The 13,889-nt window shown below is 68.6% G+C and carries 10 protein-coding genes; 3 read left to right on the plus strand and 7 right to left on the minus strand.

The features are described 5' to 3' along the window. Nucleotides 1–50 precede the first annotated feature (50 nt). Both QSK18_RS06390 and QSK18_RS06395 read right to left on the minus strand, forming a co-directional pair. Nucleotides 51–1,568 (minus strand): hypothetical protein, encoded by a 1,518-nt coding sequence (locus tag QSK18_RS06390; protein WP_285617135.1) that lies wholly within the window; start codon nt 1,566–1,568, stop codon nt 51–53. Beyond that, nucleotides 1,565–2,497, minus strand: coding sequence for a glycosyltransferase (locus tag QSK18_RS06395; RefSeq protein ID WP_232810216.1), 933 nt, complete (start codon nt 2,495–2,497; stop codon nt 1,565–1,567). Before QSK18_RS06395 ends, QSK18_RS06390 begins: the two co-directional genes overlap by 4 nt. 290 nt (nt 2,498–2,787) lie before the next feature. On the opposite strand from QSK18_RS06395, the gene QSK18_RS06400 reads away from it, so the two are divergent. The 3 genes from QSK18_RS06400 (at nt 2,788) to QSK18_RS06410 (ending at nt 8,038) form a co-directional block, all read left to right on the plus strand. Further along, on the plus strand, nt 2,788–4,485 hold the full coding sequence (locus QSK18_RS06400) for a Wzz/FepE/Etk N-terminal domain-containing protein (RefSeq protein ID WP_285617138.1): 1,698 nt from the start codon (nt 2,788–2,790) through the stop codon (nt 4,483–4,485). Between the two features lie 177 nt (nt 4,486–4,662). Then, complete coding sequence (locus QSK18_RS06405) at nt 4,663–5,766, plus strand: glycosyl hydrolase (RefSeq protein WP_285617140.1); 1,104 nt, start codon at nt 4,663–4,665, stop codon at nt 5,764–5,766. 175 nt (nt 5,767–5,941) lie between these two features. Further along, nucleotides 5,942–8,038, plus strand: a complete 2,097-nt coding sequence (locus QSK18_RS06410; protein ID WP_285617142.1) for a glycosyl hydrolase — start codon at nt 5,942–5,944, stop codon at nt 8,036–8,038. 120 nt (nt 8,039–8,158) lie between these two features. On the opposite strand, the gene QSK18_RS06415 is transcribed toward QSK18_RS06410, so the two are convergent. The 5 genes from QSK18_RS06415 to QSK18_RS06435 form a co-directional block, all read right to left on the minus strand. Then, a complete protein-coding gene (locus QSK18_RS06415; protein WP_285617144.1) occupies nt 8,159–9,445 on the minus strand; it encodes an NAD(P)H-dependent oxidoreductase in 1,287 nt (428 codons plus the stop codon). Further along, nucleotides 9,442–9,981: a dTDP-4-dehydrorhamnose 3,5-epimerase gene (gene rfbC, locus QSK18_RS06420; protein ID WP_285617146.1), complete on the minus strand. Its 540-nt coding sequence runs from the start codon at nt 9,979–9,981 to the stop codon at nt 9,442–9,444. Before rfbC ends, QSK18_RS06415 begins: the two co-directional genes overlap by 4 nt. Then, on the minus strand, nt 9,978–11,015 hold the full coding sequence (locus QSK18_RS06425; protein WP_232810210.1) for an NAD-dependent epimerase/dehydratase family protein: 1,038 nt from the start codon (nt 11,013–11,015) through the stop codon (nt 9,978–9,980). Before QSK18_RS06425 ends, rfbC begins: the two co-directional genes overlap by 4 nt. 56 nt (nt 11,016–11,071) lie before the next feature. After that, nucleotides 11,072–11,890, minus strand: coding sequence for a glucose-1-phosphate cytidylyltransferase (rfbF, locus tag QSK18_RS06430; protein WP_232810209.1), 819 nt, complete (start codon nt 11,888–11,890; stop codon nt 11,072–11,074). 203 nt (nt 11,891–12,093) lie between these two features. Beyond that, on the minus strand, nt 12,094–13,743 hold the full coding sequence (locus QSK18_RS06435) for a sugar transferase (protein ID WP_285617149.1): 1,650 nt from the start codon (nt 13,741–13,743) through the stop codon (nt 12,094–12,096). Between the last annotated feature and the right edge of the window lie 146 nt (nt 13,744–13,889).

A 13,889-nucleotide genomic window follows, 5' to 3' on the forward strand; every position in this document is an offset into this window, starting at 1 on the left:
AGGACGCCTTCCAGCCCTGGGGCTGGAAGGCGTCCTCAATCGGTTTCTGCCTAGACCACGGCTGGGTCCTTGTTCCGCTGGACCACTGCAGCCAGCGCGTCCGACACCCCCACCGTGACCGGTGGGCCCCAGAGGCTGGTGAGGAACCAGGCCAGTGCGACCGTGTGCGGCTGCAACAGGCTTCCGGACAGGAAGAAGATCATGATCAGCATGGCCGTGGGCAGCACCGGGATCGGTGGTCCGCGGTACACCGACACCATCAGGAACGCGACGAACACGACCATCGCCACCAGGCCGTACTCGAAGGCCAGCTTCGGCGCGATGGTGTAGACCACCGCGTCACCACCGGACCGGAACGACGTCAGCAGTCGGTCTGCCGCACCCGGCCCGGCCCCGACGAAGAGCCGGCTCGCCTCCTCGCTCAGGCCCGCCGTCACCTCGGTGTACGGCTGCACGAACCGGATGTAGCCGGACGAGCCCTCCTGGGACGTCTCGTTACGCCGGTCCAGCAGGATGTCGGCGGCCGGGGTGGTGAACACGATCGCCAGCCCCACCACGCCGGCCAGCACGTAGTTCGGCTTGATCCGGTTCGGCGCCACGACCACCATCAGGGCGACCGAGATGCACAGCAGGATGATGCCGGTACCGGACAGCGTGGAGGCCATGCCCATGCCGAGCAGGGCCGGCTGCCAGGCAGGGGCCCGGATCAGCAGGGCGAGCACCAGGGCCACGGCCAGGAACTGGCACAGGAACGACGGCTCGAGGAAGACGAAGGCGTTGGCCTTCGTGGTCGGGTCGTTCCAGGCCAGCTGGTACGACACGTTGTAGTCCTGGAGCAGGAAGTTCTCCGGCACCACGTTCTTGATGAAGTCCTGGTAGACCCACACGCCGGCGTACTGCGACGACAGCTGGAAGATCCCGATCGTGGCCGCCACCAGCATGATGTGCGTGTAGAACCGGGCCAGCGGCACGAACAGGTCGCGGAACTGCAGGCTGACGCAGAACACCCAGGGCAGGTAGATGATCAGCAGCAGCAGGACCGAGTTCACCGAGACCGACGAGTTGGCGGTGAAGCCCGCGCCGAAGGTGGCCAGCATGACCAGGGCCGCCGAGGCGATGAACAGCTCGCTGCGCACCCGGTTGTAGCGGATCCCGCCGCGCAGCCGGGCCAGCACCAGGAACACGTACATGGCGACCAGCGGCACGGAGATCGGGAACCCGCCCAGCGGCAGCGCGAACCGCTGGAAGACCACGCAGACCAGCAGCGTGATCTTGAGCAACCGCAGCATGTAGGCCCGATCGGCCTCGCTGACCTGCCGGTTGGGCATCGCCTCGTCGACCCGCAGCTTCTCGGAGCGCTCGTCGTAGTTGGCGATCGCGTCGAGGCTGGGCTGCGGGCTGGAGCGCGGACGGCGCCAGCGCCTACGGACCTGCTTGACCAGGCCGCCGCTGTCGAAGGCGTCCCAGGGCTGCTGAGGTGTGCCGCCCGAGGGCGGGGGACCGCCCGAGCGGCCCGACGGGTTGTCGTCGGGCCCTCGGGACGCCCCGGATCGAGGGGTGTTGCTCACGCCCTGGTCACCGTCCGGCCGGCCACGCTGGCCCGCCCGCTGGTGACCCCCAGGACGTAGCTCCAGTGCTCCTGGGCCCGGCCCTTGTTGCCCTTGGCCAGGGAGGCCAGCGCGCGCACCCCGTAACCGACGGTCAGCGCCAGGCGGATGCCCCGGGCCGCCTCCAGACCGTTGTGCTGGGCCACGTAGCGCGCCATCGACGCACCCCGCAGACGCAGCATCTCCTTCGACGGGGCCCCGGAGTTACCGGCCGCGTGCTGCACCAGGACGTCGGTGCGCAGCGCCTGGGTCATGTTCTTCTCGCGCACCGCCCGGCCGAACGCGACGTCCTCGTTGTAGACGAAGAACTGCTCGTCGAAACCGCCCAGCCCGATGAACGTGCTGACCCGCACGGCCATGCAGGCGCCCGTGGTCCAGTCCACCTTGATCGGCAGGTAGGGCCGCGGGCGGGCGAACAGCCCGGCCTGCGGGGCGATCTTGTGCAGGCCGATCGCGTGCACGATCGCCCGGCGCAGGGTCGGTTCCCAGCCGCCGGTGCCGATCTCCACCGTGCCGTCGCCGGAGACCGTGGTGGCGGCCGCCGAGGCGATGTTGGGCTCGGCGGCGAGCATCGACACCAGGGCGTCGAGCCCGGTGACGGTGGGACGGGTGTCCGGATTGACAAAGATCACATATTCGTAGGCGCTGCTGCGCGCCCCGGTGTTCGCCGCGGTGGCGAAACCCTGCCCGGCACCCTCCAGGTAGCGGGCGTTGGGCCGGTCCCGGATCATCTCCCGCAGGCCGTCGGCACCTCGTGCGTTGTCGACGATGGCCAGCGGGATGTCCGCCGGCAGGCCGGCGAGCAGCCCCTCGATCTGGGACCGGCTGTTGTAGCTGACCAAGATCAGCTCGTAAGCAGGTACGGCGCCGTCCTGGGCGCTTGACTCCACGTCATTCCTCCTGTGAACCGGCTTACGCCTCATCCATGATGAGCACGACGTAACAGCCCGATGGCCCAGTGTTGTCACCCCGGGCCCAATCGTCGCAATCATCGGTGCGATACAGCCCAAGGCTGCGCAACTCTGCCGCTCAGGCTAGGCGTTCGTGACAGACTGTCGCACGGATACCGGGTGGCTCAATGTGGAGAAACCCATCCGGCGGCGGGGCACTTGACCCGTTCGGCCGCACTGCGGGGGGTGCTGCGGGCCGGCAATGAATTTCGCGACCAGGAGGAGTACGCGTGCAGGACATTCTGGCGGCGCGCCAGGCCGACGGCAGTTCGGCCGCGGAAGAGGCGCCCAGCCTGGTGAACGCCATCGTGCGCGAGCGCTGGGTGGTCCTGGCGTGTGTCGTGATCGCCGCGCTCCTGGGCATCGGTCTGAGCACGGTGCAGTCGTCGAAGTACACGACCGAGGCCACGATCTTCATCTCGGCCCAGGGTGACTTCCAGCCGCTGGCCGAGCAGCCGCAGAACGACGTGGCCCGCTACATCGCCAACCAGGCCGCCCTGATCACCACGAACACGGTGCTGGACCAGGCGATCAAAGACGCCGGGATCACCGGCACGAACGCGTTCGAGGTGCGTGAGCAGCTCACGGTGACCACTGCTGAAGACTCCAGCGTGATCACCGTCGCGGCCACCGACTCCACGGCCGCCGGGGCCCAGAAGCTGGCCGACGGGGTGGTCAACGCTTACCGCAAGGTGCGCAAGAAGCAGATCGCTGACCAGTTGGCCCAGTTCGAGGAGATCAGCGACTCGTTCCCGGACAAGAGCGCGGCCAAGTCCGACGCGGCGGTCTACGGCGACGGCGTGGGCAGCACCGAAGCGGCAGACCTGCCCGAGAGCCCCTCGTCCCCCCAGCCGGTGCGCAACGCCCTGATCCTGGCCCTGATCGGCCTGATCGCGGGTACTGGTTACGCTCTGTACACGCAGTCCTTCACCCGGCGTAAGGTCGGCCCGAAGGAGGCCAGCGCGATCTTCGGCGCCCCGGTGCTGAGCGAGGTCCCCGACCGGGGCCGGATCAGCGCCGACGACGCGATCGCGGCGGCCTACTCCGAGCCCGGTGACGCCTACCGCATGGCGGCCGTCGGTCTCGACTACATCCGTGGCACCGCGCCCGGTGTCTTCCTGATCACCGCCCCGCACGACGGCGCCGGCTCCAGCCTCACCGCGCTCAACCTGGCCGCGGCCGCCGCCGACCACGGTCGCCGGGTGTTCCTGCTCAACATCGAGGACACCGTGCGCCCGCAGTCCGAGGCCGACCAGGGTGTGCTGCGGGTGCCGCTGCACGACCTGGCCCAGGGCCGGATCGACCTGGGGCACGCGGTGGAGCGCAAGGCCGCCTCCCGGGCCCAGTTCGGCATCATCCGGCTGCAGGTGCTGCAGCCGGTCCAGGGTCACCCGGTGCCCGACGTCCAGGCGATCCTCGACCAGCTGCCGGACGACACCGACCTGGTGCTGATCGACGCCCCGCCGCTGCCCGCCTCCTCGGCCTCCTTCGTGCTGGCCGGTCAGGTCGACGCGGCCGTCGTGGTGATCGACGAGGCCACCACCCCGGCCGACCTCGAAGAGCTGCAGCGCCGCTGCCGTCTGGCCGGTATCCCGGTGGCCGGCATGCTGGTCAACCACATCCGCCGGCCCAACACCACCAACAGCCGTCGTCGCCAGCGCGCGGCGATGGGCTCGGTGCCCGGCCGGATGTACGACACCTCGCCCCGGGGTCTGCCGATCATCAACGGCAACCAGGACTCGGGCGGCGGCTTCCCGGCCCTGGGCGGCGACGACCGCGGCTACGGCGGCGGCGGTGGCCAGGGCGGTGGCTACGACCAGGGTGGTTCCTACGGTGGTGGGTCCCGTCAGGACGACGGCGACCTGCCCTGGAACGACGTGACCCGGGCCGGTGGCTCGGGTGGTGGGCGCAGCGGCCGTCGCCGCTGATATCCCCCTGCTGCATCAAGAACGCGGCCACCAGGACATTCCTGGTGGCCGCGTTCTCGTTCCCGGCGGGCTCTCGGCTGAGTCACGGCTGAGTAGTGGTTGACCGTCCCCCCGGCGGGGGTCACGCTGGCTTTCGGTAATCCCCCAGAACCCTCACAGTGAACGGCTTGAACACGGATGGTCGAGCTCGCCAGGCCGCACCAGCGGCACGCGTCCGCTCCCCGGCGACGTCGCGGTCTGCGACTGTTCGCGGTGGTGGCCGGGGTTCTCGCGGTCCTGCTGGCGGTCACTGCCGCTGTGGGCTACTGGCTCTGGCAGCGTGACCCGGTGGGCGACGAAGCGCTGTCCGGCCCGATCCCCGAGCGCACGGTGGCGCCCCTACGGCACGGCGTCTTCGTGGGTACCGAGCCCGCCGACGCCGACGCGTTCGCCGAGTGGTTCGGCGCCGACGTGGACCTGGTGGTCGACTTCTCCACCCGGCAGACCTGGGAAGAGATCGCCGACCCGGCCTACATGATCGAGGCCTGGCAGAACACCGGCTACCAGCCGGTCTACTCGATCGCCCTGCTGCCGGAGGGCGACGCCTCGGCGACGATCGAGAAGGGCGCCACCGGCGAGTACAACGACTACTACCGGCAGTTGGCGCAGAACCTCGTCGACGCCGGTCAGGGCAGCGCGATCCTGCGCCTGGGGTGGGAGTTCAACCTCGAGACGTCGCGCTGGTCCACGCCCGACTCCGGGGCCTTCGTCGCCTACTGGCGCCAGGTCACCGAGACCATGCGCTCGGTGCCGGGCCAGGACTTCGAGTTCGACTGGAATCCCAACAACGGCAAGAACAAGTACGACGCCGTCGAGTACTACCCCGGTGACGACTACGTGGACTACGTCGGGATCGACGCCTACGACGTTTCCTACGCCTGGCGCACTTACCCCTACCCGGACGACTGCGACGCCGGCTGCCGGGCCGACCGCCAGGAACGGGCCTGGGACAAGGCGATCTTCGGGGGGAAGCGTGGTCTGGAGTTCTGGGCAGACTTCGCCCGGCACCGGGGCAAGCCGCTGACTCTGCCGGAGTGGGGTCTGTGGGACCGTGACGACGAGCACGCCGGTGGGCTGAACGCCTATTACATCGAGCAGATGCACGATTTCATCGCCGATCCGGCGAACGGGGTCGCGTACCAGGCCTATTTCGAGTTCAACGGTCACGACGGGCCGCACAAGCTGATGACGACATATCAGGAGGCGGGGGAGACTTTCCGTACGCTTTTCGCGGATCAGTAGTCACGCCCGGTCACCCACCGTGCAAGCCTGTGGGACTCTTGTGGGCGAAGCGGACGCGCTGGGAACCGATTACACTCTCTGCGCGTGACCTCCCTTAGTTCAGGCGTGCCCGGCGATCGCTCTGACGCGAGGTCAAGAGAGTCCGTCACGCCGAGCAGGAGGCCGGTTACAGGTCATGCCTGACTACCCTGCGCGACGTCCGTACGACCCTGACCCGGCGGACGAACCGCCCTACGGCGGGCGCGGTCAACGGGCTCAGGCTCCCGAACGCAAGTACTACGAGCAGTACGAGAACCCTTCGGCAAACCACGAGAACGCCTGGCCCGAACCGGGTCAGGAGCGTTCCCCGTGGGACGAGCCCGACACCTACCGGGACCGGGGTGAGTACGGCCTGCCGAACCGCCTCGACCGGCAGGCCCACGAGGAGTTCCCCGACCGCCCGGCCCGCGGCCTGGGTTCTCGCCGCAACCGCCCGGACGAGGCGGCACCGTTGCGCGGCCCGGTCGGGCGGCGCGACGAGTCCGGTCTCCATGACGACGCCGGCTGGAACGAGCAGCGCCCCCGGTTCGGTGGCGCTCGCCCGGAGAGTGCGGGCCGGGCCGCCTGGTCCGCCCGAGGCGGTCAGCAGCCCGGCGGCTACGAGCCCGACCGTGAGTCCGGCCGCAGCAGGCAGGAACCCGGCCGGAACGGGCGTGGCACCCGCGATGCCTCCGCATGGGGCGGCCGAGGCGCCCACGGCAACGGTGCATCAGGGCTCAGGGGCAGGCAGCAGGACCGCCGAACCGACGCGTACGACGAGTACGACAGCGAGCCGGCCGACCCGCAGCCCCGGCCTCGCACCCGCTACCGGGACCGGGCCCTGGGCCCGCTCACCGCGGCCTCCGGCATGATCAAGGCCATCGTGGCGCCGCGCCGGGTCGAGCCCGACGATGCCACCAACCCGAGCGGCATACCGCCGGTCGAGGCCAAAGACCTCAACCCTCCGGCCCGTCGGCCGAGTTTCTTCGATATGGAGTCCGAGGCCCCCGACCCCGGCAGGACCTCTGACGAACCGGAGCGGATCCCGTCCAACGGGGCGAACTTCCCCAGTCTCGGAGGCAGCCGCAGCGGTCCGCCCCCGCGCGTGCAGTCGTTCCGCACGCCCAAACGGCGCGGGCCCCGCCTGCCGCTGATCGCCGCCGTCATGGTCGTTCTGATGATCGTCTGTGGCGTGGCCTACGCCATCGGTACCGGTGGCGACGAGAAGAGCAGCACCGACACCGCCGTCGTCCCCGAGGACGCGACCACCCCTGCGTCCTCGGCCACCGCCAGCGGTGAGGCCGAGGAGAGCGAGAAGCCGGCCACCACCGGAGCGGCCAAGAAGGTGGGCGTGGGTGTCTACCGAGGCACCTACCCCTCGAAGGTCGGGGAGTTCGGCGACTGGCTCGGCCGGGACGCGGCCTACGCGATGGACTACTCCACCCGCGGCACCTGGGAAGAGATCGCGGCGCCCACCTACATGCTCAACACCTGGCAGAACTCCGGCTACCAGATGGTCTACGCGGTGGCCATGCTGCCCACCCGCAACAAGTCGGTGTCGCTGGCGGCCGGGGCCGACGGTGACTACAACCAGCACTTCGAGCGGCTGGCCAAGAACCTGGTGGCCTACGACCAGGGTGACGCGATCCTGCGGCTGGGCTGGGAGTTCAACGTCGACTGGCCCTGGCACCCGACGCTCGGCGACGAGAAGGACTTCATCAAGTTCTGGCGCAACATCGTCACCACGATGCGCTCGGTGCCCGGCGCCGAGAACCTGAAGTTCGACTGGAACGTGAACAACGGCGGCGACTCCTACGACTCGACGCTGTTCTACCCGGGCAACAAGTACGTCGACTACATCGGCGTCGACGTCTACGACATCTCCTGGGCCGAGAACACCTATCCCTTCCCGGCCGGCTGCAAGGCCGACTGCCAGCGGGCCCACCAGGAACAGGCCTGGGCGAACGTCGTGAGCGCCACCTACGGCCTGTCCTTCTGGTCCAGCTTCGCGCAGGAGAAGAAGAAGCCGATGTCGCTGCCGGAGTGGGGCATGTGGGACCGCAGCATCAGCGACGGTCACGGCGGTGGCGACAACCCGTACTTCGTCGAGCAGATGTTCAAGTTCGTCGACGACCCGCGGAACAACGTGGCGTACCAGATCTACTTCGACGTCAACGTCGGCGAGAAGGGCGACCACCGGCTGGAGAGCCTGCCCAAGGGCGGCAAGAAGTTCAAGAAGCTCTTCGGTAAGTAGACCAACAACCAAAGGACGTTTGTGAGCTCCGAGGCTCACAAACGTCCTTTGGTTGTTCGAGGCCTTCAAAGCAGAACGACCCCGGACCAGCGGTCCGGGGTCGTTCCAGTGCAGCAGGGATCAGGCGAAGAGGTTCGCCTGCTCGATCCGGAGCTGGTCGATCAGCCGGCCCTTGGGCAGCGTGACGTCGGCGTAGGTGAGCACCTCGTCCTTGGCCACGTCGCGCAGGAGCACGCAGCCCTCGGTGACCCCCATCGGCAGCAGGTTCTCGTCCTTGGTGACCGAAGCCTTCTCGGCCACCGAGTACGTGTCGTAACCGCCGAGGCCGTCGATCGTCTGACCGGCCTTCAGGTCACGCTTGGCCACCGCGACGACCTCGACCGTGGGCGCGCCCAGGGGCTGCATCACGGCGTCGTTGAACAGCACGGCCCGCGCCACCGACAGCGGAACTTCGAAGTGGCACAGGTGGTACGGCGTGTAGAAGCTGTACAGCGGGCCTTCGCCGAGCTTGTACAGGTTCAGGTAGTGCTTCTGCTTCGGGTCGTCGTGGGTGGCCAGGACGAAGACACCCGGGCCCGGCTGGCTGCCGACCACGTAGTCCACGTAGCCGCCGGCCGCCTTGAGCTCCTCGACGTCGTACGCCTTGGTCAGCTCGTCGATGTGGGCCCGGTGGTCGGCGCCGCGCATGCCGCGCTTCTCCACCGTCATACCGGTCGCGTTGGCCACGATCGCCTGCTCGAAGGAGATCTTCGTGCCGTCGGCGAAGGAGGTCACCATGTGGGGGTCCTGCCCCCACTGCTTGGCGAAACCCTCCTGCGTGGTCGGGTTGCGGTACTCGTCCTGCAGGCCCTTGATGTTGCCGGCCACGAGCGGGGTCAGACCGATGCTCTTCACGAAGCGCACCAGGTTCATCTGCACACCCGGCTGGTCGCCGTCGCACCCGGTCACGATGACGCCCTTGGCGTCGGCGCGGGCCTTCAGCGCGGAGCCGACGGTGCCGTCGACCTCGGCGTTCAGCAGCACGACGTGCTTGCCGCCGTCGATCGCCGAGGTCACCACGTGGGCGCCGTACTCGACGTTGCCGGTGGCCTCGACGATCGCGTCGATGCCCTCGGCCTGGGTGACCGCCTCGTAGTTCGAGGTGATCACGGGGACGCCGTTGGCGATCGCCTTGGACGTGGTCTGCGCGTCCTCGGTGACCTCCCACTCGGTCACGCCGGCCTCGGTGTACGCCCGCTCGGCGTTGGCCCGGGTGCGGTTGACGATGGCCACGAGTTCCATGCCGGGAACCGAGTTCACGACCTGGTTGACGAAGCCCCGGCCCATGAAGCCGGCGCCGACCAGGGCGACCCGGACCGGGTTGCCCTCGGCCTCGCGCTTGGCCAGTGCGGTGTCGACGATGATCACTTGGCCGCACCTTCCAGCAGCGCCCAGGACTTGTCCTTGTCGCTGATCACGGTGACCTCGTGCGGCCAGGTCAGGCCCAGGGCCGGGTCGTCGTACCGCTGGCCGCGCTCGGCGTCCGGCGTGTACTTGCCGGTGACCTGGTACATCACCTCGGTGTCGTCGACCAGGGTCTGGAAACCGTGGGCGAACATGGCCGGCACGTAGAGCGCCTTGCGGTTCTCCGCGGTCAGCTCGACCGACACGTGCTGCAGGTAGGTCGGGCTGTCGGGACGCATGTCGACGATCTGGTCGACGATGGCGCCACGCACGCAGCGGATCAGCTTGACCTCGGGGGCGTAGTCCAGCTGGTAGTGCATGCCCCGCAGGGTGCCGGCCTTGTGGTTGTACGACATGTTGCACTGCTCGACGGCCGGGTTCAGGCCGGCGGCCTCGAACTCGGTCACGTCGAACGTCCGGGCGAAGAAGCCGCGGTCGTCCTCACGACGCTCCAGCTCGACGATCGCGACGTCGGGGATGTGCTGCTTGGTGATGATCACTGAGCTGCCGCCTCCTTGGTCCAGAACAGGTCGGCGTCGAGCTGCTTGGTGCTGATCAGGTGCTCGAGCTGCTTCAGGCGGGTGTGGCCGCGGCCGGTGAAGGTGGCCTCGTCCATGTCGATCGCCTGGAAGACCTGGTGCAGCTGGGCGGCGCCCTTGGCGGCGTCCCAGTCGCAGGAGAAACCGGGCAGCTGCGAGGAGATCTTGTCGAAGTTCACCTTGTAGCTGCGGTTGTCGCCACCGGCCGGGCCGAAGGTGACCTCGCAGCCCGGGAACTCGGCGCCGACGGTCTCGGCGATCGTCCGCACCTGGTAGTTCTGCTCGTTGCTGCCCACGTTGAACTTCTCGTTGTGGACGGCCTCGCGCGGGGCCTCGAGGGCGCAGTAGATCGACTTGGCGATGTCCAGGCCGTGCACCAGCGGACGCCACGGGGTGCCGTCCGAGTTCATCGCGATCTTCTTCGTGGTCCAGGCCAGGCCGGACAGGTTGTTCAGCACGATGTCGAACCGCTGGCGCGGGGAGGCGCCGAAGGCGGTGGCGTTGCGCATGAACGTGGGCGAGAAGTTGTCGCTCGCCAGCGCGCTCAGGTCCCGCTCGACCAGGGTCTTGCAGTCGGCGTAGGCGGTCTGCGGGTTCACCGGGGAGTTCTCGTCCACGGTGCCCTCGGCCACGCCGTACACGCTGCACGAGGACATGTACACGAAGCGCTCGACGCCGGCCTGGATCGCCATCTCGGCGAGCTTGACCGAGCCCTTGTGGTTGACCGTGTAGGTCACCTCGGAGAGCAGCTCACCCAGGGGGTCGTTGGACAGCTCGGCCATGTGGACGATCGCGTCGACGCCCTCGAGGTCCTCGACGGTGATGTCGCGGATGTCCTTGGCCAGCGTCTGCGCGGTGAACGGCACGCCGTTGTACAGCCAGCCCTGCCGGTAGTAGCCGGTGTCGACGCCGATCACCTCGTGACCGCGCTTCATCAGCTCGGGCGCCACCAGGCAGCCCAGGTACCCCTCGGTGCCTGTCACCAGGACCTTCATGGTCAGTTGCTCCTTGTTGTATACGGCGGTGGAACGATCTTGGGTGGGAGGGGAGGTCAGTTGTCCCAGAACTTCCAGGAGGCCTCGCCGCGGTCCCACATCTTGTTCAGCTCGGTCCAGTCCCGGTAGGTGTCCATACCCAGCCAGAAACCCTCGTGACCGTTCAGCGAGAGCTGGCCGTCGCGGGCCAGCTGCTGCAGCGGCTGCTGCTCCAGCATCATCGAGTCGTCGTCGATGTCGGCGAGGTACTTGTCGATGAAGCTGCGCTCGAACATGAAGAAGCCGCCGTTGACCCAGCCGGTGGCCAGGGTCGGCTTCTCGTTGAACTCCACGACCTGGTCGCCCTCGACGTGCATCTCGCCGTAGCGGCTGGTCGGGTGCACGGCCGTGACGGTGCCGATGCGGCCGCCGGCGCGGTGCGTCTCGACCACCTTGGTGATGTCGACGTCGCCCACGCCGTCACCGTAGGTCAGCATGAACTGGTCGGCCTTGAGGTGCTGGGCGACCCGCTTGACCCGGCCGACGGTGCCGGTCTGCAGACCGGTCTCGACGAAGGTGATCTCCCAGTCCTCGACCTGGCCGGCCGAGTGGAACACCGGCTCGGCGCCGTCGTGGGTGAGCGTGAAGTCGCCCGCGGCCTGGCGGTAGTCCAGGAAGTACCGCTTGATCACGTCGCTCTTGTAGCCCAGGCAGATCACGAACTTACGGAAGCCGTGGGCCTGGTACATCTTCATGACGTGCCACAGGACCGGCCGGCCGCCGATGTCCACCATCGGCTTGGGCAGCTTGTCACCGCTGGCCTCGCGCAGCCGGGTACCCATCCCTCCGGCGAGCAGGACGACGGGGATCTCGGACACGGGCAGCTGTTCAGTCACAGGACATTCCTCGCACGGATGGGGGGTGTGTGAATGGTCGGATTCAGATGGATGTCACGCGGAACCGTCGGCTCCGGCGGAGGGCGACCAGTATGGCCGCCGACCTGGGCGCCTCTTTGCCGATCCGGCCGGGGGAGACCGGTTCGGCCCTGAAGAGCGCCCGGACGGCGCACACCCTCAGGACCGGGTGGCTCGGAGGTGGATCAGCCGCCCTCGGCCCGGATGACGGACATCGCGGTCCGCATCAGGATCTTGATGTCGAGCCAGAGCGACCAGTTCTCGATGTAGTAGTTGTCGAAGCGGGCCCGCTCGGCGATCGAGGTGTCTCCGCGCAGGCCGTTGACCTGCGCCAGGCCGGTGAGGCCACAGGGAACCCGGTGCCGGGCGACGTAGTGCGGGTGCTGGCTGCGGAACGTGTCGACGAAGTGCGGGCGCTCCGGCCGGGGGCCGACCAGGCTCATGTCGCCACGGAGGATGTTCAGCAGCTGCGGGAGCTCGTCCAGCGAGGACCGGCGCAGGAACTTGCCGACCGGGCCGAGCCGGTCGTCGAGGGCGATGTTCCAGTTGGTCTGGGACTCGGTCTCGTCGACGGGCTTGAGCGAACGGAACTTCATCACCGAGAAGTGCTGGCCGTCGACGCCGACGCGCTCCTGCTTGAACAGGATGCCCGGGCCGCCCTCCCAGCGGACCAGAGCGGCGATGACCGCCATCAGCGGGGACAGGCACATCAGGGCGAAACCGGAGAACGCGATGTCGATCCCCCGCTTCACCTGCCAGGCCCGGCTGCGGTAGGCGGCGCGGCGCAGCCGGATCAGCGGCATGCCCCACGCGGTGTCCATCTCGGCACCGATGTGGTGCAGCTCGAACAACCGCGGCACGACGAAGATCTCGCAGTGCAGACGGTCGCAGGTGCGGATGATGTCGACCAGCTCGGACTCGCGCATCGAGCCGAAGGCGACGATCACGTTGCGGACCTGGTGGTCCAGCAGGACCTCGACCAGCTGCTCGGGCCGGCCCAGGATGCGGTGCGAGGCGCTGACGCCCGGCCGCGGCGGGTCGATGTCGAGGAAGCCGATCGGCTGCAGGCCGTACTGCGGGTGCTGGGAGAGCGACTCGGCCAGGTAGGTGCCCACCCGGCCGGCGCCGAGGATGAGCGTGCGGTGCGCGATCCGCCCGGTGCGGCGGGCGAAGCGGACCAGACCGTAGGCGGTGGTGCGCAGGCAGACCGTGGCCACGAAGGTGACGGCCGCGGCGACCAGCAGCTTCCAGTCGACCATCTCCACGTCCCAGCGCAGCTGGTTCAGCGTGAGCTGGCCGGTGACGGTGAGCGCCAGGACGACCAGCAGCCGGCCGGTGATGGCCGGGATGTCGTCGAGGATCGAGGGCGACAGCCGCGAGCGGTACAGACCGCCGGTGGCGTAGGCCGCGACCAGCAGGACGGTGAACAGCCCCATGATCGGGCGGACCCCGCCGGAGGCCAGGGCGCCGGCGAGACAGGCCACCAGGTCGAGCAGCACCAGCAGGGGACGTACCCCGGCGCGGACCAGCGGCCCGGCCCAGGAACCGGCCGGCGGGTCGTCGTCCGGGGCCCCGCCGCCGAGCATCCCGTCGGCGTCGGGACGGGCCGCCTGGGGGATCTGGATCGGCTGGGTGGCCATCTGCTGGTTGAACGGGGCCTGCGGGGCGAAACCCCCGTAGGCGTTCTGTGACTGCTGGGAGCCGGTCAGGAACTGGGCGGGCGCGGGTTCTCCGCGTACGTCGATGACCAGCCGTGGGTCTTCCGGGCGGCCGCCGTCCGGGGCGGATCCCCCGGAGTTGTGTGCAGCCCTACCCATCGGATCACGGAGCGTCACTACAAGCCCTCCCTGTCGCACTGTGTCGTCCGCAGCCCCGCACTGCCGTCACTGCCAAGGTACGGTCTCGCCAACCTCATCGTTAGCCAATGCAGAGTTCGTTACCGCAACGCACGTGTCGAGTGACGAAACTATGGACAGTGACT

It is taken from the genome of Kineosporia sp. NBRC 101677 (assembly GCF_030269265.1).
GTDB classification, from domain to species: domain Bacteria; phylum Actinomycetota; class Actinomycetes; order Actinomycetales; family Kineosporiaceae; genus Kineosporia; species Kineosporia rhizophila.